The organism is Oleiphilus sp. HI0132 (assembly GCF_001635845.1).
Genome location: NZ_LWGJ01001241.1, coordinates 26,020 through 44,576, shown reverse-complemented (window position 1 = coordinate 44,576; position 18,557 = coordinate 26,020). Strand labels below are relative to the sequence as shown.

Sequence of the window (18,557 nt, the reverse complement as noted above, 5' to 3'; positions counted from 1 at the left end):
TGGGGGCATAACGAGGCTTCCTTTACCGAAGTATTAAACCTGTCGCGCTCGCTCAATATTAGCCTCGAAACCCGCACCGGAGGTTACGGCATTGAAGGCCGCATTGTGGGTATCAACACCGAGATCAGCGGTCGTACTGCCGTTGCCGGTCAAGCTGCCGAGGACAAAGGCTACGCCGCACCATTAGTGAAAAAAGGCTCCAAGCTGCGTTTGGCTAAACCGCAAGAGCGCAGTGCTCGACGGGTTGCTAAACCACAATCAGATTGGGATGTACTGCATGGCTTGTTACTGAAATTCCGCGAAGGTGATGTACCAGTGGCACGCGCTTATTTGGATGAACAACGTGAAGGCAATGACAACATCATTCTCGACTTGCTTGAGGTTTGGGGAGAGGAAGCCGAAACGCCAGAAGCACGTAACGAAGCCCGAGCACTATTGTTTGGCTTAAGACAACAATAAGACAGGTTTGGAAGGAGCTAAGCGTCGAATGGGGCTGAAAGATTTTAACTGGGAATACAGTTATAAAACATCTCAGGTGAGAGCACCGGGAGAGCCTGCCGTAGATATTCTGCGGGAATTCTATGTGCCTTTGTTGCAACGTATTGTTCGCTATGACCGGGTAGCTGGTTTCTTCCGTTCATCGTCGCTTGCCCTTGCCAGTCGAGGCATGACCTCTTTTGTTAATCGCGATGGCAAAATGCGCCTGATTGCTGGCGTCGACATGACACCTAAAGATGTGCAAGCCATTATCAACGGTCAGCACGCCATTCTTGAATCGCATCTTGAGCAGGAGCTTACCGGCAAAGAGCAATGGCCAGAAGAGGCTGAGCGTGGTGTGGAGTTACTTTCTTGGATGGTTGCCCATGGCCACTTGGAAATAAAAGTTGCCTTAAGGAAACATGCCCAAACCGGTGAAGCGATCAGCCTAGATTCCAGTGAAGATGGCTACGTGCATGAAAAATGGGCGCTGGCTTACGACGATGAAGGCGAAACCCTTTATGCCAGTGGTTCGTGGAATGAATCAGAAACAGCGCTGAAACGTAATGCAGAGAATGTGGACGTTGATTGCTCTTGGGAAGGAAAAAAAGAGCGTGCGAAAATTGCAGACGCCGCGCAATCATTTGATGCAATGTGGAATAACACCCATCCTGCTTTTTTAGTTAAAGACCTGCCTTCGGCTGTGCGTGAAAAGTTATTGCGTTTTTCTGAAAGCATCACGGTTCCAGTAGAGATAGATAACCAACCCGCTGAGCTTGAACAACCTAAGATTTCCAGCAAGGATGCACTACGTTTTACCGCACTGAAATACGCACCTTTGATGCCTAATGGTGAGTATGTTGGCATGTATACAGCGCCAGTTGAGCCTTGGCCCCATCAAGAAGTGGTTGCTCGACGAATTATCGAGAATTTTCCAGCATCGCACCTGATGTGTGACGAGGTTGGATTGGGTAAAACCATTGAGGCAGGCCTAGCCTTCCGCTCGCTATACTTAAGCAAGCGTGCAGAAAGAATACTTATCGCAGCTCCAGCCAGTTTGACGCGCCAGTGGCAACGTGAAATGGCAACCAAGTTTTATCTTGGGTTTGACCGAGTAACAGCATCTCCATCACCGCAAAGTGAATCGATCTTTCCTCTTGAAGAGAAAAAGTCTATTGGCAGTCTATATAGCCCTAACCTAACGATCGTATCGACAGGTTTAATGGCGAGAAAGGAAAGACGCCGATTGCTGGATCAAGCAGATAAATTCGATCTGGCCTTGGTGGATGAGGCTCACTATGCCCGTCGGCAAAACTCTCAACGTGGAACGAGAGGCTTTCCTCGTTTTAATCAGCTGTATCAGACTATTGCTGATCACATGCGAGGCAATACTCACTCCTTGCTCTTGGCAACTGCAACGCCGATGCAGCTTGATCCTGTGGAAGTGAGTGACTTGATTCGGCTAACCAATCGCGTTGGCGCATTTCAATACGACCCATCATTAATGCTGGCTTACTATCGCCTTGTTAATGCGGTTGCCTCTGGAGAGAAGCTAAAGCAGGAAGAATGGGACTTTATTCGTAAGTCCGTTACGACGATAGAAAACCTGGACCCGAAACTTTGGCGATATCTTAACGACGTAGTCATTGATCCTATGTCGAAGATCTCGCTGGAGCAATGGTTAAATCGTGGCACGATCCCAATGCAACATGAGCTTGCCGCGTTAGCAAGACTATTATTTGCGGCAGCCCCTCTGTCACGAGTGATGCAACGCCATACGCGTGATTTGCTCAAAATTTATCGGCAGAAAGGCAAACTTAGCGCAAACCTAGCCGATAGAACCGTTATTCCAACACCACGTATAACCTTTACCAAGAAAGAGGCTCGCGTAGATGGCCTGCTGGGTGAATATTGCGAAGGATTGAGAGAACAGCTTCTGGCTAGTGGGCTCAATGAGCCAGGTCAGGTGGCACTAGGCTTCTATTTAAGCTTCTTGCGCCTACGATTTGCATCCAGCCTTAAGGCATTACAGCTGACACTCTCGCGACGTAAAACAAAAGTTGAAGCAACGCTCATTGAGCAACTGAAATACAGTACAGATCCTACCGATAATGAGGAGCTTCAGGAGTTACTCATTGACGGTGGTGACGATGACATTGACGCAGTTGAAATGCTGCTCAACAACAGGACCAAAGATGATCTAAGGTGGGAACGCGATATGCTCGACTCACTGCTAGGTGAGTTGGCTGATATCTATGAGGACTCGAATAAGTTCAGAGCGTTACTGACCGCACTCAAGCCCCGCATCGAGGGCAAGCGCATTAAGCAAACCGTTATTTTTACCCGCTTTCTCGACACCCTTCATGATATCCGGGAGCGACTACAAGCCAAATTCCCCGAACTACTCATAGGAACCTATTCAGGTGAAGGTGGGCATTACTACGACCCAAATAAGAATCAAATGGTGGGTGTAGAACGTGACGTGATCAAACATCGATTTGTTCAAGGCCATATCGATATTTTGCTCTGTACCGACGCCGCCGCTGAAGGTCTTAACTTACAAACCTCTGACCTACTGGTTAACTATGATTTGCCCTGGAACCCAATGAAGGTTGAACAGCGTATTGGTCGTATCGACCGTATTGGGCAAACTCACAAAGAGATTTTTGTTCTCAATCTATGTTTTGCTGACTCTGCAGAGCAATTTGTCTATGAGCGCTTATTGAATCGTTTGGCTAGCGCAAATCTTGTGGTGGGAACACAACAATTCTCGATGCTCCCTGTTACTACGGAAGAGTTCCAGAAATTGGCCGAAGGGACGATGACCGAAAAACAGGTAGAACAGGCTGCAATGGACCGAGCCAAAATCCAACAAGCGAACAATAAGCTTATGGAAGTACCTGTGGAGGAAATGTTTAATGTGTATGTAAGGCTCAGCCAAACATACCGCAAACAGCCGCTGCCAGTTTATTTAACTGAAATTTGGCAAACCCTAATTGAATCAGAGTTCCTCAAAGAAATTGGCTGCAAACTGAGTGATTGTGGAAAATACCTCACCTTAAATGGCATTGAATCGATCGTTGATGGCTCTGTATTAACTATCGATAGGTCTTTATTTGATACGGGTCTACCGGATGGCTCGCATGTGTACTTCGCCACCTATGGTGAGCCCGTTTTTGAGCGATTGGTTAATTTCGTATTGGAGCAAATTGAAGAGCCTGTCTGCCAAGTTATCCACGCAAAACAAGGCAACATTGAATGTGCAGCTGTTGCGTATGTAGATCATAACAACCGAATGCAACTAGCAACCTCTATGAAACAAGCTCTCGCTGCCGATGATGCCAAGAGTTGTGAGGACCAAACTAGCATCCAACGGGCTCAATCGCAGATAGATAAATTCGCTAAAGACACCCACCGAAACCAAAGCAAAATCGCAAATGTAGAGAGGAACAACCTGCTTCAAGCAAAGGCTCAGGTGCTATTGAACAATCAGGTCGTTCGTTCATTGATGTCTTCCAAACTCAAAACCAGCAAGCTCGATGACAACGCTACGGTCATGCTTCGAGCGTTGGAAGAGCAATTCAGTAAACGAGATACGGCCGTAAGAATCAGTAATGTCCCAAGAAGCATGGAGGCCCCGCTGACTGCAGGTATCATCGATGCAACGTTCCCACGTCAAGGCGACGGGCATATTGATACACCGGTGCTTATCGTGAATACAGCACTAGAGTCTCTTGCTAGAAGAGTTGATGGGAGTAAAGGTGGTGCTCGCAGACAAACAGCCAGTGCGATCATTGATGGGATTCAAAAAAATCCCGAAGAGATTAATTAATCAAGAAACTTGGCTATGAGTAACGCGCAGCTTCCGATCGCCTGCGATTTACCAGGCCGTTTAGCTTTCTACCACCAGCCCACACCCAGCGCATCAGTTGCGCTGGCACCTCGGCATGAGCTTGGCGATTCACCTTTCTACGAAGGGTCGATCGCTGAAAAGCCCCTGATCCTAGGTTAAAGGCAAATGAAACCAACGCATCAAACTGACCATCAGTGAGTGGGACATTCACCAAACGTAAAACCGCCCGCTCTGCTGACTCAACGTCTTTACGCAATAGTTCCTCGGCATCAGTCTCAGTGATTTCGGTAAAAGACTCGCCCGAACGGACCAAGTGTCCATAGCCGATGGTTGGGTAACCGGCGGGGCAGATATAAACTGACGAGCTAAAACCTTCGAATCGCTTGATCAAGTCGATGCCATCTTGGGTAATGTGGCGCATATTACTGCCCCCTAGATTTTGCCAAAGCACGCTGACCAAACCAAAAACTCATCACAGCAGCAAACAGTGCTTGCGTTTCTGGATCCCATATTTGTGGCAAAGCCACAACAAACTCCATACCCTGATCAACCACCAGCACATAAAGCGCACTGACTTTTACAGTGGTAAACAGCAGGAAGAAAGCGTAAGTGATTACCGGGCGTACAGAAGCTCGAAGCCCATCCACCCACCTTACTCCGGAAGGCTGACTGTCGTGTTTGAGCAAAGCGAGGCTTTCGTTGATATCCGCATTGACGGTAATTTCTTCAAGCCTCTGATTATGGCCGAGGCGTATCTGCTCCATCTGTCGATCGAGAATTTGTAGCTCGTGTTTTCTGTCTTGTTTGTCTTGCCAGATTTTCAGCAAGTCAGGAAAAGCGCTTGAAATAAAGCCAAGTAGACTACCTAACAATGTGAGCATATTATTGTCCTCCGAACACTTTCAATTTGATGGCGGCACCTAGCAGTAATGTGGCTAGAATGCCAGTGGTGGCGACTTTGATTACCGTTTGCCATGCGGTTCGCCTAGCATCTCGCCAGGCTTCCAATAGGTCCCTAAGCTCTCGAATATCACGTGCGGCATGACCGTTTTCTAAACCCAGATGTGCCAATACTCGTTCAGCTCCTCGCTCGGCAGCGTTATTCAAAAGGCTCTCAAATTCGTCTTTTGGCATGACGACCATGCCGTTCTCTTTTTCTTTGGCAGGCGCCATTTATGCTCTCCTAAAACAACAAAACCGCCTCAGGGGCGGTTTCAACAATCAAGAATATTCAATCAGTTATTGGGGACTTCAGCATCACACCGTGTTTGCAGTCCGCTCGCATCGAGCTGATGCTCAACCCGAGTAACAACCCACTCACCGTTAACCGGGTCACGAATGCCGCCGACTCGTAGCTTGCCTTCTGCTTGAACCAATGGATTCCCAAGTAGCGTAAGTGACAAGGTAGCTGTACCTCGCATCAAGCTTTTCAACTTGGCACTAGCAGCTGCCGTTGCCTGCTCAGCATCACTGTAGGTATGACGTATCGCGAAAACAGGCTCACCATCACCGACGAAGATGCTCTGTTTTTCGGCATTATTGGCATCGTGCCAGAAGGCTTTTACCTCTGAATATTTGCCACGCTCCGCCTGAGTAAATCGATGGCGTTGTATATGGGTAGGCAACACTTCTAAAGTCTCAATTGCTTGCCCTGTAGCTGAGCGGGCTTCGCCTCTTGGAACAAAAACCAAGTTACCTGCTACGGGTTTGGCAACGGCACCGTGTTCACGAGCGAGCCGTGTTAATAGGTGCAAATCAGATTCATCGGTTTGATCTATATGTTCCAGTACAAACCGATCTAAAGCCTCCGAAATTTTCGGCTCTAACTCATGCTCTGCCGCAATCGTTCGCACTAAGTCACCCAAGCTCAGGTTATCCCAACTGCGTGATTTAGGCGCTTTCAATGATGCTCTCATATCGGCAGCTTTGGCTCGAATCGTCAGTGTTTGAGGTGGCCCTGAATGTTCGATCTCATCAACGGTATACACACCCATGGCGACGAAATTATCTTTGGTGACGCCCAGCGACACGACCAATTCTGCACCATGGGCAGGCCATTCAATGATTGAATCTCGATCATCCAGCTGGATCTCCAAAGCGTCGGATTGGGTACCAGATTCATCGGTAAGTCGAAGGGATAACAAACGATCACGAATCACCTCTGTAATATCTTGCGCATCAGCAATGATTCGAAAGTCAGGCCGCACATTTCACTCCAAATTAAATTTTCCAGTCAGTCCCAAAGCCGCACACGATCGGTTTGCCCCTGTAGTTTTAGTTCAGGCCTCTTTAAGTCAGGTAAGGCAATGATCACACCTGACTCATACACAGAACCAAGCGCAGCTAAGCCGGGGTTGTGCTTCAGCACTGCTTCAACGGCCTCACTCGAATACCCATAGAATTCAAGGCAAATGCGGTCGAGCATGTCGCCTTGTCGAGTCCGATACTTCGCAGCCGTATTCATCGGGTATCATCTCCATAGCGAGAAAGGCTCAGTTGAAACGTCTGCTTGAGTGGTTGCCCGTTTGGCTGGAAAACCGTTTGGCCTTCGCTGATCTGTTTGATGACCCATTGCCCCCAGACAAAACCAAGCCCATCAACCAACACAAGTGGCAAGCCTTTGCTGGCCTCAATACGCATGGCCTCCACTTGAGTTAAGCCGCCGCGAAAATGCGGGTAAATGAGCCCGTTCAATTCGATGGTTTCTTCCCCTAGTCCAATAAATTGCAAAGCAGGTCTGCGTAGCAATCGCTCTTGTGATTGCCAGCGATACGTTTGGCTTCGTTTAAAGTCTTGGTAGGCGGCGGTATCTAAAGAAAAACGAAAAACTCCCAATGCCATCATGGTTTCACTCATCATTCACCCTCCGTCAAAAAGCGCACCTCGACGCTCAGTGGCAGCTCTCGCTTCACGCTGCTCTAAGGCACGTTGTACTTCTCCAGCAATCGCCCGTTCATCCATGCCAGGTGCGGCATGAATTGTGATGGGCGCATCAATAGCGACACTGTTTTGCTGATAATTTGCAGGGGAAACAGCTTCGATTCTGGGAGTGACTTCGTTGCTGCCATCAGGTAATGCCATCACTGGCTGAGCGGCCAAAACACTACCAACCGCTGCAGTCGCGACATTACGTTTTCGTTGACCATTGCCAGAACTTGGAGACTGGGACTCGTCATCATCAAACCAGCCAGCCACAGCATCCCAGGCAGCACCGAGTAACTGAAAGGGTTTAGCGAGCAAGTCCAACTTACCAAGAAGCCAATCCACAGCGCCGCTCGTGATTTCTTTTACGCCATCCCAAAGGCCAGAGAAAAACTCGCCAATAGGCTCCCAATGCTGAAACAGTAGATAAGCTGCACCAGCCATTGCAGCAATACCCGCGATAATTAGACCAATGGGGTTGGCAGTCATAGCAATATTAAGCGCCCACTGAGCCGCCGTGACGACCCCCATGCGCACAGCACTTAATGCTGACAACACATTCACTCGAGCCATACCCAGTTGCGCCAGCGCTAAACCAGCACTTAAGGTTCGGTAGGCTGTTATCAACGAAAGCACACCGCCTTTGAGAAAGGTAAAGGCGTAAGCACCTGCAATGGCAGAAACCTTTATGGCGACCAAGCCCACGGTTGCACCCACAATCACTTTCGTGAGCATGGGGTATTCTTGTGCGGCACCAGACACCCAACTTGCCATGCCCGCAAACAGTTCAGCGCCTGCAGCAATGGTTGGTAGCAATAAACTACCGACACTAATGGCCACGCTCTCTAGCGCACTGCCCAGTCGTTTGAGGCTACCAGAGGTAGTTGCACTCATTTTTTGAGCCATGGCATCAGCCGTACCCTGGGCTTTTTGTAGTTGTTGAATGTAGCTATCCAGCGCGCCGGTTCCGGCTTGCTTAAGTAGCTCGGTCATACCGGCCGAAGCTTCTTCACCGAATATTTGTTTGATTGCTTCGGCTCGCTCTGCCGATCCCAACCCCTCAGTCGCTTGTGCTAGTTCCTGCAACAACTCGAGAACCGAGCGCAAATTACCACCAAGGTCTTTGACCTCAACACCCAGTGTCGCCAAGGCATCGGCAGCCTTTTTAGGTGGTGCCGATAACCTGAGGAACGCAGCCCTTAATGCGGTACCCGCCATACTGCCTTGGATGCCCACATTGCCAAGTAAACCTGCCATCGCGGCAACTTCTTCGATGCTGGCACCTGCGCTACTGGCAACTGGTGCTGCATACTTCAGGGTGTCACCCAACATCTGCAAGGTAGTGTTCGACGTAGTAAAAGTCGCCGCCAGTACATCACCCACACGATTCATATCCTGGGCTTGTAGCGAAAAACCGCTCAATATATTGGAGGCAATATCGGCTGTATCAGCCAATTCGCTGCCTGCGGCTTGAGCAAGGTTCAACATGCCAGGCGTAGCTGCAACAATCTGATTGGTGTTAAAGCCTGCCATCCCCAAGAAAGTCATGGCCGACGCTGCCTCAGAAGCTGAGAACTGAGTTGTCTCACCCAAGCTTCGTGCAGTCTGCTCAAGGCTTTTTAGAGACTCATCGCTAGATCGAGTAATGGCTCCCAGTCTTGCGATGGATTGCTCAAAGTTCACCGCTATGCTCACCGGTGCTGCAACACTGGCTCCTAAGGCAACCACATCGAATAGCTGTCCACGCAAATCTGCTCGACGCGACTTGTTGGCTTCTTGAGCCTGCATGGCTTGATTCAACCTGCGATACTTCTGACTTAAGCGATCGAGTGATGCACCAAGACGAGTGTTTTCACGCAATAGCTCTCGCGTATTCACACCAGCTTGTTGAAGCTCTCGTCGACTACGCTGAAGTCGCTCACGCTGTTTGGCCAGTTCTGCAGATAAGCGTTGTGTTTTTTGCTTAGCGGCTTCAAAAGATTGCGTCAGTTGTTTTGACGGTTGCTCTGTTGAGGCCACCTCACGACGCAAACGAGATAGTTCTCGGCTAGCTGCTTCGTAAGCAACTCGCGCTTTACCAACATTGGCCTCGCCCAACTCGACTTTACGAATCGCACTCTGCTGATTCTTCAGACGATTAATGGATGTGCCTAACTGGTTTAACTGCGCTTGCGAGCCACGAACAGATGTCCGAAAACTCTGGCCAATGGAGGCACCAATTTGAAGTGCCAACTTAAATGACGAGTTAGCCATTAAGACACTCCTTAAAGACAAACTGGCACTAACACCATTAGAACCTTGGGATTAGGGCCGTTTTGGCAATACGTCGAGCCAGGCCATCAATTCATGACCATCAAGCTCTAACAGTTCAGATAATTGCCAGCCGGTATGGCTAGCCAAGGCGATCAAAGCTCTGCGAGCATCGCGAGGGTTTAAGACAAAAAATCCTGATAGGCCTTTTGCAGTTTTGCGTAATCGGCCATGTCCAACTCCAACAAATTATCGGGCGATAACTCACTTAAATTGGCAAAGAGCTGGATTTCTTTTTCAGCATCGTTATCCACGCTTTTTTCAACACTGAGCATGTCTCGAACCTTTGGCCTGCGCAGTTGAATAACTCCAACCTTCGCACCATCGATTTCTATCGAGTGCGTTAATTCAATTTTTACCTTGCTCATGCTTTTTCAACCTCGCTGTCTTTGGTTTCTTCGGTAGTCTCTGTCGGCTGGCTGGCCTTTAACTCGGTATTTTCTTTTACCAGTTCAGAAATCCGGTCGGCAGCGGCTTTATCTGGAGTGATAAAACCACCATTGCGAAGCGGCCTTGCTTGCGACTCGGTCAGAGAAAGCTGGTCACCTAGCGTGACTTTCTTTCGGGCATGCGTAGTGGGTTTAATTACATAGTACGTTGCAGTCATAGCGGCCTCTTATAAACCTAATGCGCTGCGCGTAGCAGCCAGTTGATCAACCCCACCGATGGTGCGAACCATATTGGGTATATCGATTTCATGGAGAACGTCACCACCGTGTGTCAGCTTGTAGTAACGTAAAGACAAGCTGACTTTGAGCGTGGCTTTGTCTCCTGGCTTCCAATTACCTGGGTCCATTTCTCGGACGATGCCTTGAAGGTTTACGACCACTGGTGTTTGTGTGCCATCATCGGAAACCACTGCGCCACGAATGCTCAGTGGTGTCAGTTGGCCGGGCGCTAAACCGAATAACTTGAGTACGTTTTTATCGAAGCGAGTGAGCGTAAATTCACTTTCGAGCTTCTCCATCCCCATCTCGACTTCAATGGGTGCATCCATACCACCGTTTCTGAACTCTTCTGTTTTAAGTGCAAGCTTTGGCAAGGTTAATTCTTCAACATTGCCTGCATAGCCACGCCCATCCACAAAGAGCGCCATGTTTTTTAAAATATCATCAAGCATAAGTCGCTCCTTTAGGCGGCATCTGGCAGTACTTCTACCAGATAGTCATTGACCAAATGGCTTCGAAAGGTAATGTGCTCGGCTGGATAAGGCGGCGTAAAATCAAAGTCGATATACACCTTGCCCTGAGAAATTTGATCAGGCGTATTCAACTCTGGATCAGCCCATGCTCGACCGTTAATAATCGCACCCACTGTTTGCAAATGACGCAAATAAGCGTTCACGCCTTCAAGCACGTCCTCGATATAGGTCTTAGTGATATTTCGATCCACCGCCCACATATGGGCTCGCAGTAACGATTCATTGATCATGTCGGCGGTTCGTCGAACACTTAAAAAGGCCCACTTGGGATCAGCGCTACAACTGCGATTACCCCAAAGTCGAAATCCATCTTTCTGGATAATGGTGGCCACTTCATTTTCATTTAGGAAATTGGCGCGTGCATTGACATCACCTAATGCAAAATCAACACTTCGAGCAGTACCCATCAAACCGCGAATTTCACGATTAGACGGTGACCACCAGAAGCCGCGCTCTGCATCTGATTTAGCAATCAACCCTGCGACTCGGGCACTGGCTGGGCGCACGACTTCGACGTTGTCTTCGGCATCCCAAACGCGAACCCAAGGATCAATTAAATACAGTCTTGGGCTACCAAACATTTGTCGGTAATCGATGGCTTCTTCATCGTTGTAATTCGGGCCATCGGCAATCACAACGGCTCGGAGCCGTTCAGCGACAGACAGAAGTTCGTTGGCTACGGCCGGGTGATGACTAAACTCAGGCGCGATTAAAATACGGGGCGTGACATGCACTTCGCTTTCGGCAGCGAGGAATGCCTGAATACCAAGATACTGGCCGGTTTCATCATCAATACCACCGATGACCTGGCCGATGTTTGAAAACCAAGGGCCTGCCATTGCCAAACGAGGACCCTCTTCTTCGATGAGCGAGGGCCATTCCTCATCTTCACCAAACCAGTCCGGCACACGGATCAGAACGATCATCGCTCCCGTTTGATCGAAGATATCGTCAATGGCTGCAGGCAAGGTTCCGGTTCGTCCCAAACCAGCCGCTTCACTGCGTTTACCCGCAATTAAAATAGGCGTGTGATAAGGGAATCGGTCTTCATCTGCATCGGGCGCTGTGCCGATCAAACCGATAACGGATGAGCGAACCGTTTTTATTGGGCGTGGACCAGAGTCGATTTCAACGACTTCCACGCCATGGAGAAATTGTTCAGGCATTTGGCTTCACCTCAATATGATGTAAAAACAGGAAACAGAGGTACCAGTCATCCTGCTGAGTGACAGGTACTTGATGTTCGTTTGCCAAAGAAAAGAAGTAAGCATCTCCGGCCTTGTTGGTTAGCGCTTCGGCTTTGCCTGAATCCCACAATTCAAATACACCGCCATCGTTAAGCGGTATGGATAGGCAGTTAAATAATGGTTTGGATGCTAGATAGCGATCTAATTGCCCCCCTTTGGGAAAGTGGAGTAACCATGCTTCATTGGCATTTTTTCGAAGATCGGGTGGAAGCGAAGCATCCACCATAGATTTAAGTGAATCCGGCATGTGCCAGTATTTGAGAAACTGGTATTCGGATAGCACGTCATTGCCGCTGGCTCCCATTCGCCTTAATACGCCTTGGCTTGCTTTAAACAAGCTGATATTTTCCTGAGCTGCAGACAATAGCTGTCCGCACTGCTCATGACTGAGCAGTGATGTGAATATTTGATGCATGGGTTTACCTGTATAGAAAGACGATGACGTATCGTTCGGAATGCGTTGGAGGCACTGCGTGGATTAAGTCGACCTGATCAAAGCGAATAACTTGCCCAGCTTCATCATGAATCTGTTCTGGCTTACTTAAGTCATTCCCGTGATACCACTCAAAGCAACCGCTGCCCGACTGTAAGCACAACAATGCAACCGCCAAATACCCTTCATTATCGATGTGCGGAGGCATACCGCCTTGCTTAGGTGTTTTATTTACAACCCAGTCTTCCAACTCATAGCCAAAGAAATTAGGCGCAGTGTCATCAATTAACTGTCGGACTTCCTGAGGGACAGATTCACGGCCACAAGAGAAGTAGTGACCAACCTCTCCACTAAGACCAACATTCGGTTTATGGCTTCGGCGATCACGCCAATAGGCGGTATCAAGCGCGCTTAATTGAGCCCTAATGTTGGCTGCCACATTTGACTCGAGGTGCTGACATCGAGAAATCATTGCGGTGTTCCTGGGTGCGCTTCACGGCCCAAAACCTCATGTAAGCCGCCCTCAAGCTGGGCGTTCAATACCTCACGCTCCTTGGCTTTATCTCGATACTCATATCCGTCTTGAGCAGCGTATGCCAGCTTGTATCGCTCATTATTCGACACAATTGAATCAATGTATTGGCGCATCGAGCGATACTCACTCAACAATGACTCATCAATGGTTGAATCTTCGATAAGTTTGTCGAGCACGCCATAAACTACATTTAGCTGATGATAGTAACGGTACTCTCGAAAGATTTTATCCTGACAATCGGCGTCTAATTCCGTTTCAGTAATGACTGTTTTTTGCTGCCCTAAAGGGACTACGGCACCTTCGGCAAAATTGCCTTGCCACACCTCGGCTTCTGGATCCATGTCGACTGTTTTGTACTTGAAGTGAACATCGCAGCAAGCAGCCTCATCCAACTTCATATCATCCGTTGCATAAGTAATACCGATGTATTCGTCAGTGAATTTATTAAATACGACTATGACGTTCATGTATTACCCCCAGAAACCATTGGTGCTTGTCGCAATCGCTCGCCATGCGCCTGCTTTAACAAACGTGGTTGTGTATTCATCCGTCCACCAGGCACTGCCATTCCCTGTACCTCTCACATAACGATTTTTGTAGCGAACCTGAATATGGTCGTTATCTCTAAAACCACTGCTGGGATGAATTGCCAATGCCCAATTAAGTGCCGTACTGGCGGTTGAGGTATTCCCCGTAGACCTCACGTCGACATAGACTGCCCTGGGTGCATTAACTAAACGCAAATAGCGGTCGTCATGATTATGCGACGAGGGTGGATACGTCTTCGGCTTGCTATCAATCTGAGACCAGGTATGGCGATGCGATGAAGGCGGATAAGCTGACGGTTTACCATCGATCTCACTCCAAGGGTGCCGGTGAGATTTTCGAGCATATCGAGCGTCTCCATGTAACCGCACACCGCGTGGCGTGATCACTTCGTTATTGATGCTACCAGCGGTTGCTTCACTGTCCGTTGAAAATCGAACCACACCTAGCTTGGTCGTGGTGGCCGGTGCAAGGTTTACCGTTCCATTACCGATCACATTAATACTGTTGGCTGGTAACGCGCTTAGCACAATATCAAAGGCTAATAGTAAATCGACACCCGGCGCCTTATACGCAAGCGGTTGGGTCGGATGACTCCAAATCGCCAATAGCGTTCCATCTTCTAGGTAGAACCCAACTTCTCGCACCCAATATCCAGCTTGAGTACCATCCTCAATCGCCGTTATGTGGATTTGGTTAGGTGATATCTGATCACCATTGCCAACAGGAATACGGCGTTTTTCCCGCTTTAACTTTGTCGCACTCGCAGACGGTTCCCAACCCAGATCACCCAAAGCAACCGATACGATGTTGGCTTCGAGCCCCGAGTTTGTCGCGTTAAACACGGCGGTGATGCCTGCTTGTGTAATAACGGGTTTAAATGCTGAACTCATTACAGCTCCATACTCATTCTAGTAACCGAATGACCTTGATTAATGCCTCCAATATTGAGGTCACCATCTAGTCCGGCCCCAAGGTAAATGAACTCGCCATCTACCCGCTTTATTGCGAGGGATTGTTGAACTACGCCAATACCAAAATCGCCACCGAACAAAACACCGACTTTAAAATCGTAATGACTTCGGACTGGCTTTGAGTAATCAATGGCTCGCTTTAATGCATCGTAATAGGCCTCGGTCAACACCGGTTCGTGATCGTCACGGAAGTTTTCGCCAGCCCAAGCCATCACCGAGAAAGTATGCGGTGTGCTTTTTGTCTCGAACCATTCGCTTAACTCAACTTGAACACCGAACACGGCCATCGCTTTTTTCACCGCTGACACAGTGCCTTTGCGGCGATGAATTTCGATGCTATTAGCGATTTGCTGCCGCTTAACAGACGTTGGCCATGCACTATTCCAATTGTCGACGGACAACGACCATGCCAGCCAAGGCAATAAGTTTTCAGGGCATAGAAACGGATCCCATAAATGGTTGATATTAACTGGCAGGTTGCAGCTTCGCTTGGTTACCAGCGAAAGGTTTCGCTCAGTTTGTGTTGCATTGAAAGGCAATAAAGACTCATTCATCCACGCCCCCTAGTGTCACTTCAACCGATTGACACCAAGCCGCCTCTTGATTGACCACCTGAATAGTTTGTGTCGGCGTGATAAGTTCAACACGCTGTACACCTGGCTGATGCAATGCAGCGTATAGCCCAGATAAAGTGATGTCGTTACCGAGCAGGTGATGGTTGCGAACATAATCATTCACTGCATTCACCGAGGTTTCTTTCACGACCTCAGCATCGGGACCTTCGTATAAATACAGTTTTGCATGCACGTCGTAGTTTATGATTCGGCATGCTTTGACTGTTAGCTCGTCTGTCAAAGGCCGAACTTCGTCAGCGTTTAAAGTCTGAAAAACCTCATCCAGCAGCTCATTTGAGGGCATGCCTTTGCCTTGCGTGGACAGCACTGTGACATCGACCTTTCCGGGGGATGGACTGTCGACATCCACATCTTTAACCTGGGGGCTTGCCGCAAGAGCATGGTAAACATAACTGCCTATTGGACCAGCCGTACTATGTCCTTCTAAACTGAGTTGGACACGTTTTCTAAGTCGGTCATCGCTCTCATAAGTTGGCTTAACAGGAGGTAGCGCATCTGGATCGCCTGGACTGATCAATTGGCGTGTCACGCCGAAAAAAGCCGCTAAGTTGTCGAGGTCCGAGCCGATTGCATAGGCCAGCATGACACCATGAGCAGAGTCGTTAATTCTCGCTCTGATCAGCATCTCTCGGTATGCAGCGACCTCTAATATTTTGTAAACGGGATCACTTTCTAAAAATGCGTTAAAAGAAGCGTCTCGGCTGATTAAGTCATCTAGCATCTCTTGCAGAATTTTCTCAAAGCTTAATGGCTCAATAATGTCTGGCGATGCAAGCTCTGCTAAATCAATCGCACTGAATCCACTCATAACATTAAACCCTCCAAGCGCATTTTCTGATTCTCAGGAAGGTAGTTTCCTTCAACGGCCAGCTGTATTTTGCCCGGCGATATCGATTCGACCTGCACCCGAGTAAGTTCAAAGCGTGGCTCCCATCGCAACAAAGATTCAGCGACTGCAGAGTAAATCTCTACAAGGAGCGCTCTATTAACAGGTGCGTCAACTAAGTCATACAAACGTGAGCCATAGTCACGACGCATAACTCTTGAACCAATCGGCGTCGTTAAGATATCCACAATCGACTGGCGTAAGTGATCTACACCAGACAGTGTGTGTCCAGTGGCTCTATTCATGCCATTCATAAGATTTACTGTGATTGGTTGGGTGGTGCAGTTGAGCCAGGACCAGATTTAATACCGCTATGAGTATGTGCGTTATAAATATCCCGGTCTGCCTGCATTGAGCGAGTATGGTCTTTGATATCTTGAGTGGCAGTAATATTTCCCTTCACGAAAACATCACCAACAATTTCCACACCGCCCTCTGAAATTAATTGCGTACTTGCGCCACTGGGCAACACAGCTTTCAAATGGTGTGCTTTACGATCGTATTCGATCACTGCACCATCACTGTAAGTTATGCGATGGTTGTCTGCTGAATTGCCGTTAGCTGGTATGCTTTGCTGATTGATCGATCCAAGAACCACGCCTTGCGTTAGTTCACCGCTGGGCGATAACACAACAACTTGCTCACCAATTTCCAGCGGCCACCAGCTTCGATCATTTCCCGCTCGGTTCACCATCATGGGCAACCATGCACTAGTAATCTCACCCACAACAACCTTCACCTTGGGGATTGAGCCGCTATAGTCAGCCTCGATAACCTTTGCTAGTAACACCATGTTTGCAAGTCGACGATGTAGCTCAGCAACCTCAAATGCTAGGTTCATCTGCTGCTCCAAAATCACTGTAGGAACCATCACCCCAGCCGACATTGATTATCGACGGAATTGCATCCTCGCCATTCCAGAGGTTGTCACCAACACGAACCGCATGCGTCCACTCCAAAAGCCAGATCGAATGTCCTTGTAGTTCAGGCGAAAAATGATCAGGCGTCGCTTGTTTTATATTGGCGCGGCCAATGTTTATTTTCGACCAATGATGGTTGTAAAGCCAAGACATCGCTTGCTGTACTAAAGCCCAACCATGCCATTGTGGCTCCTGATCTGAAAATAGTATTCGCGCCTCCCAGTGAGTGGTTAACGCAAGTTCACCGGTACCAGGATCACGGCCGGGCTCAATTTCTACGAGATCAATCAACACAGCCGGAAGTCGAATATCATCTCGTCTTTTTGGAAACGCACTGCAGTGAGCAACGCCTGCTATGTCAGCAAAGCCTTCCTGTAGTGCATCGAATAGCGTTTTAACCTTATCCATCATGCTACCCGTAATAAATAATTGAGCTCTCGTTCAAAGATACGCTCGAAGTTATCCATCAAGCCCCGCTCGGATAGCGATTCCATCTCATCACGCAATCGTCCGGTGATGACAATTTGAACCTCTTGAATGGGTAACCGAGACTTCGAGCGCCGACGAAATACACCTTGGTGCCCATTTGGCATTTGCGCGAGAAACGCATGATCAAATTGGCGCTTAGCAACCCTGACGCCAGAAGCATTCTGACGCGCTGCTCCCAACTTGTGCGCTTTAATCACACCAGCCTTTTGGTTCAGCCCCACAACAATCGAGGGTTTGGATGGTCTGGCACGAACCACAGATAAACTGTTTCTCACCAACCCAACTTTTACATTGGATTTTTTCGCCGTGATACTTGCAAGGTGTGACCTTGCCCAGCGAGCTGTTTTATTCAAAGCGCGCACTGCTGCGGTATTCACCTGCCGCTCGGTCGCCGTTAGCGCTTGCTGCCATGACGCCAAGTCTGGCGTTGTTACAATATTTACTGCCAGCATGAACGCCTCCTGACTTAGTCATAAATGGGTAATGCTGGAGCCACCCAAACCAGTTGATGAAGATCCAAGCGCGGTTCGGCTTCTATTCGATAAACCCGTCCATCAATTTCAATTTCATCACCTCGACTGGGTGAGCTTACTTCCGACACGCGAAATTCCAGTTGTGGTTGTTCGGCATGCATATGACCATCTCCCAACTCAAACAGCTGCTCAGGTCGGCGAGCAATAACTCTTACCGACAGAGACTGGCTGTTTGATTGGGTATAAGTGGCATCTCTGCCTAGGTGATTAAATTGACTATCAATGGCTCGTCGAAATCGAGACTGACTATCCATCATTGGTCAGCGCTTGATATTCATCCCACGCTTTATCGCGATCAGAAGCACTGATGCTTTGACCAATGATGTCCTCGATCGCTTTTACTGCTGGCTTACCATCTTTACCAAAATCATTAGGCTTGAGGTCATCAATCGCATCTAAGATTGCATCAACCAGGTGATGCGCCTTGCCCGATTCATCCTTAGAGGAACAGGCTTTATCATCGGCCGCGAAGCCTCGCTGAATGAGTGTCTCAGCTTCTTCACGACTTAGATTGATGGACTCCCCTGGATAAACAAATTCATAGGCACCGGGTTCACCGGTGCGCAAGGTAACAGTTGTTGTTATCTTCATGGGGG

General features: G+C 48.6%; 25 protein-coding genes. 2 read left to right on the top strand and 23 right to left on the bottom strand.

What is annotated here, in order from left to right; all coding sequences use genetic code 11:
* The coding region (locus tag A3766_RS31290) for a hypothetical protein (protein ID WP_197479625.1) at positions 1-459 on the top strand (459 nt) is incomplete at its 5' end.
* A gap of 28 nt (positions 460-487) precedes the next feature.
* Positions 488-4,309, top strand: a complete 3,822-nt coding sequence (locus A3766_RS18540; protein ID WP_068642742.1) for a helicase-related protein — start codon at positions 488-490, stop codon at positions 4,307-4,309.
* A 13-nt stretch (positions 4,310-4,322) separates the two neighbouring features.
* Here A3766_RS18540 and A3766_RS18535 read toward each other — a convergent pair whose 3' ends face one another.
* The 23 genes from A3766_RS18535 to A3766_RS18425 form a co-directional block, all read right to left on the bottom strand.
* Positions 4,323-4,751, bottom strand: a complete 429-nt coding sequence (locus tag A3766_RS18535) for a lysozyme (protein WP_068642739.1) — start codon at positions 4,749-4,751, stop codon at positions 4,323-4,325.
* A gap of 1 nt (position 4,752) precedes the next feature.
* Positions 4,753-5,211: a hypothetical protein gene (locus A3766_RS18530; RefSeq protein WP_197479624.1), complete on the bottom strand. Its 459-nt coding sequence runs from the start codon at positions 5,209-5,211 to the stop codon at positions 4,753-4,755.
* Between the two features lies 1 nt (position 5,212).
* Positions 5,213-5,503 carry a DUF6127 family protein gene (locus A3766_RS18525; RefSeq protein WP_068641785.1) on the bottom strand — a complete coding sequence of 97 codons (291 nt, stop codon included), beginning with the start codon at positions 5,501-5,503 and terminating at the stop codon, positions 5,213-5,215.
* A 62-nt stretch (positions 5,504-5,565) separates the two neighbouring features.
* Positions 5,566-6,537, bottom strand: coding sequence for a contractile injection system protein, VgrG/Pvc8 family (locus A3766_RS18520; protein ID WP_068642737.1), 972 nt, complete (start codon positions 6,535-6,537; stop codon positions 5,566-5,568).
* 26 nt (positions 6,538-6,563) lie between these two features.
* On the bottom strand, positions 6,564-6,794 hold the full coding sequence (locus A3766_RS18515; protein ID WP_068642735.1) for a tail protein X: 231 nt from the start codon (positions 6,792-6,794) through the stop codon (positions 6,564-6,566).
* A complete protein-coding gene (locus A3766_RS18510; RefSeq protein WP_197479623.1) occupies positions 6,791-7,189 on the bottom strand; it encodes a phage tail protein in 399 nt (132 codons plus the stop codon). Before A3766_RS18510 ends, A3766_RS18515 begins: the two co-directional genes overlap by 4 nt.
* Entirely contained in the window at positions 7,190-9,505 is a 2,316-nt protein-coding gene (locus tag A3766_RS18505) for a phage tail tape measure protein (protein ID WP_068642733.1), read from the bottom strand.
* 179 nt (positions 9,506-9,684) lie between these two features.
* Positions 9,685-9,930, bottom strand: a complete 246-nt coding sequence (locus tag A3766_RS18500; protein WP_068642731.1) for a phage tail assembly protein — start codon at positions 9,928-9,930, stop codon at positions 9,685-9,687.
* Positions 9,927-10,169 carry a hypothetical protein gene (locus tag A3766_RS18495; protein WP_068642729.1) on the bottom strand — a complete coding sequence of 81 codons (243 nt, stop codon included), beginning with the start codon at positions 10,167-10,169 and terminating at the stop codon, positions 9,927-9,929. Before A3766_RS18495 ends, A3766_RS18500 begins: the two co-directional genes overlap by 4 nt.
* A gap of 9 nt (positions 10,170-10,178) precedes the next feature.
* Positions 10,179-10,682 (bottom strand): phage major tail tube protein, encoded by a 504-nt coding sequence (locus tag A3766_RS18490; protein ID WP_068642727.1) that lies wholly within the window; start codon positions 10,680-10,682, stop codon positions 10,179-10,181.
* A gap of 11 nt (positions 10,683-10,693) precedes the next feature.
* Positions 10,694-11,929 (bottom strand): phage tail sheath C-terminal domain-containing protein, encoded by a 1,236-nt coding sequence (locus A3766_RS18485; RefSeq protein ID WP_068642725.1) that lies wholly within the window; start codon positions 11,927-11,929, stop codon positions 10,694-10,696.
* Positions 11,922-12,425 carry a hypothetical protein gene (locus tag A3766_RS18480; RefSeq protein ID WP_068642723.1) on the bottom strand — a complete coding sequence of 168 codons (504 nt, stop codon included), beginning with the start codon at positions 12,423-12,425 and terminating at the stop codon, positions 11,922-11,924. Before A3766_RS18480 ends, A3766_RS18485 begins: the two co-directional genes overlap by 8 nt.
* 4 nt (positions 12,426-12,429) lie before the next feature.
* Positions 12,430-12,915 carry a hypothetical protein gene (locus A3766_RS18475; protein WP_068642721.1) on the bottom strand — a complete coding sequence of 162 codons (486 nt, stop codon included), beginning with the start codon at positions 12,913-12,915 and terminating at the stop codon, positions 12,430-12,432.
* The gene (locus A3766_RS18470; RefSeq protein ID WP_068642719.1) at positions 12,912-13,445 is read right to left on the bottom strand and encodes a hypothetical protein; all 534 of its coding nucleotides are present in this window, start codon (positions 13,443-13,445) and stop codon (positions 12,912-12,914) included. The genes A3766_RS18475 and A3766_RS18470 overlap by 4 nt, the downstream gene beginning before the upstream one ends.
* Before the next feature lie 3 nt (positions 13,446-13,448).
* On the bottom strand, positions 13,449-14,417 hold the full coding sequence (locus A3766_RS18465; RefSeq protein WP_068642717.1) for a phage tail protein: 969 nt from the start codon (positions 14,415-14,417) through the stop codon (positions 13,449-13,451).
* On the bottom strand, positions 14,417-15,052 hold the full coding sequence (locus A3766_RS18460) for a phage tail protein I (protein ID WP_068642715.1): 636 nt from the start codon (positions 15,050-15,052) through the stop codon (positions 14,417-14,419). The genes A3766_RS18465 and A3766_RS18460 overlap by 1 nt, the downstream gene beginning before the upstream one ends.
* On the bottom strand, positions 15,045-15,941 hold the full coding sequence (locus tag A3766_RS18455) for a baseplate J/gp47 family protein (RefSeq protein WP_068642713.1): 897 nt from the start codon (positions 15,939-15,941) through the stop codon (positions 15,045-15,047). The genes A3766_RS18460 and A3766_RS18455 overlap by 8 nt, the downstream gene beginning before the upstream one ends.
* On the bottom strand, positions 15,938-16,264 hold the full coding sequence (locus A3766_RS18450; protein ID WP_231882926.1) for a GPW/gp25 family protein: 327 nt from the start codon (positions 16,262-16,264) through the stop codon (positions 15,938-15,940). The genes A3766_RS18455 and A3766_RS18450 overlap by 4 nt, the downstream gene beginning before the upstream one ends.
* 14 nt (positions 16,265-16,278) lie before the next feature.
* On the bottom strand, positions 16,279-16,860 hold the full coding sequence (locus tag A3766_RS18445; RefSeq protein ID WP_068642709.1) for a phage baseplate assembly protein V: 582 nt from the start codon (positions 16,858-16,860) through the stop codon (positions 16,279-16,281).
* Positions 16,844-17,350, bottom strand: coding sequence for a hypothetical protein (locus A3766_RS18440; protein WP_156508970.1), 507 nt, complete (start codon positions 17,348-17,350; stop codon positions 16,844-16,846). Before A3766_RS18440 ends, A3766_RS18445 begins: the two co-directional genes overlap by 17 nt.
* Entirely contained in the window at positions 17,347-17,880 is a 534-nt protein-coding gene (locus tag A3766_RS18435; protein WP_068642705.1) for a phage tail protein, read from the bottom strand. The genes A3766_RS18440 and A3766_RS18435 overlap by 4 nt, the downstream gene beginning before the upstream one ends.
* A 14-nt stretch (positions 17,881-17,894) precedes the next feature.
* Entirely contained in the window at positions 17,895-18,218 is a 324-nt protein-coding gene (locus A3766_RS18430; RefSeq protein ID WP_082907160.1) for a hypothetical protein, read from the bottom strand.
* Positions 18,208-18,552 (bottom strand): hypothetical protein, encoded by a 345-nt coding sequence (locus A3766_RS18425; protein ID WP_068642702.1) that lies wholly within the window; start codon positions 18,550-18,552, stop codon positions 18,208-18,210. Before A3766_RS18425 ends, A3766_RS18430 begins: the two co-directional genes overlap by 11 nt.
* Positions 18,553-18,557 lie beyond the last annotated feature (5 nt).

Excerpts from the sequence above, each read along its gene's own strand:
- A3766_RS18485 (WP_068642725.1), bottom strand. The coding sequence starts at position 11,929 with ATGCCTGAACAATTTCTCCATGGCGTGGAAGTCGTTGAAATCGACTCT.
- A3766_RS18445 (WP_068642709.1), bottom strand. The coding sequence starts at position 16,860 with ATGAACCTAGCATTTGAGGTTGCTGAGCTACATCGTCGACTTGCAAAC.
- A3766_RS18470 (WP_068642719.1), bottom strand. The coding sequence starts at position 13,445 with ATGAACGTCATAGTCGTATTTAATAAATTCACTGACGAATACATCGGT.
- A3766_RS18480 (WP_068642723.1), bottom strand. The coding sequence starts at position 12,425 with ATGCATCAAATATTCACATCACTGCTCAGTCATGAGCAGTGCGGACAG.
- A3766_RS18515 (WP_068642735.1), bottom strand. The coding sequence starts at position 6,794 with ATGAATACGGCTGCGAAGTATCGGACTCGACAAGGCGACATGCTCGAC.
- A3766_RS18535 (WP_068642739.1), bottom strand. The coding sequence starts at position 4,751 with ATGCGCCACATTACCCAAGATGGCATCGACTTGATCAAGCGATTCGAA.
- A3766_RS18510 (WP_197479623.1), bottom strand. The coding sequence starts at position 7,189 with ATGATGAGTGAAACCATGATGGCATTGGGAGTTTTTCGTTTTTCTTTA.
- A3766_RS18505 (WP_068642733.1), bottom strand. The coding sequence starts at position 9,505 with ATGGCTAACTCGTCATTTAAGTTGGCACTTCAAATTGGTGCCTCCATT.
- A3766_RS18455 (WP_068642713.1), bottom strand. The coding sequence starts at position 15,941 with ATGAGTGGATTCAGTGCGATTGATTTAGCAGAGCTTGCATCGCCAGAC.
- A3766_RS18475 (WP_068642721.1), bottom strand. The coding sequence starts at position 12,915 with ATGATTTCTCGATGTCAGCACCTCGAGTCAAATGTGGCAGCCAACATT.
- A3766_RS18430 (WP_082907160.1), bottom strand. The coding sequence starts at position 18,218 with ATGATGGATAGTCAGTCTCGATTTCGACGAGCCATTGATAGTCAATTT.
- A3766_RS18435 (WP_068642705.1), bottom strand. The coding sequence starts at position 17,880 with ATGCTGGCAGTAAATATTGTAACAACGCCAGACTTGGCGTCATGGCAG.
- A3766_RS18450 (WP_231882926.1), bottom strand. The coding sequence starts at position 16,264 with ATGAATAGAGCCACTGGACACACACTGTCTGGTGTAGATCACTTACGC.
- A3766_RS18500 (WP_068642731.1), bottom strand. The coding sequence starts at position 9,930 with ATGAGCAAGGTAAAAATTGAATTAACGCACTCGATAGAAATCGATGGT.
- A3766_RS18540 (WP_068642742.1), top strand. The coding sequence starts at position 488 with ATGGGGCTGAAAGATTTTAACTGGGAATACAGTTATAAAACATCTCAG.
- A3766_RS18490 (WP_068642727.1), bottom strand. The coding sequence starts at position 10,682 with ATGCTTGATGATATTTTAAAAAACATGGCGCTCTTTGTGGATGGGCGT.
- A3766_RS18530 (WP_197479624.1), bottom strand. The coding sequence starts at position 5,211 with ATGCTCACATTGTTAGGTAGTCTACTTGGCTTTATTTCAAGCGCTTTT.
- A3766_RS18425 (WP_068642702.1), bottom strand. The coding sequence starts at position 18,552 with ATGAAGATAACAACAACTGTTACCTTGCGCACCGGTGAACCCGGTGCC.
- A3766_RS18465 (WP_068642717.1), bottom strand. The coding sequence starts at position 14,417 with ATGAGTTCAGCATTTAAACCCGTTATTACACAAGCAGGCATCACCGCC.
- A3766_RS18495 (WP_068642729.1), bottom strand. The coding sequence starts at position 10,169 with ATGACTGCAACGTACTATGTAATTAAACCCACTACGCATGCCCGAAAG.
- A3766_RS18460 (WP_068642715.1), bottom strand. The coding sequence starts at position 15,052 with ATGAATGAGTCTTTATTGCCTTTCAATGCAACACAAACTGAGCGAAAC.
- A3766_RS18440 (WP_156508970.1), bottom strand. The coding sequence starts at position 17,350 with ATGATGGATAAGGTTAAAACGCTATTCGATGCACTACAGGAAGGCTTT.
- A3766_RS18525 (WP_068641785.1), bottom strand. The coding sequence starts at position 5,503 with ATGGCGCCTGCCAAAGAAAAAGAGAACGGCATGGTCGTCATGCCAAAA.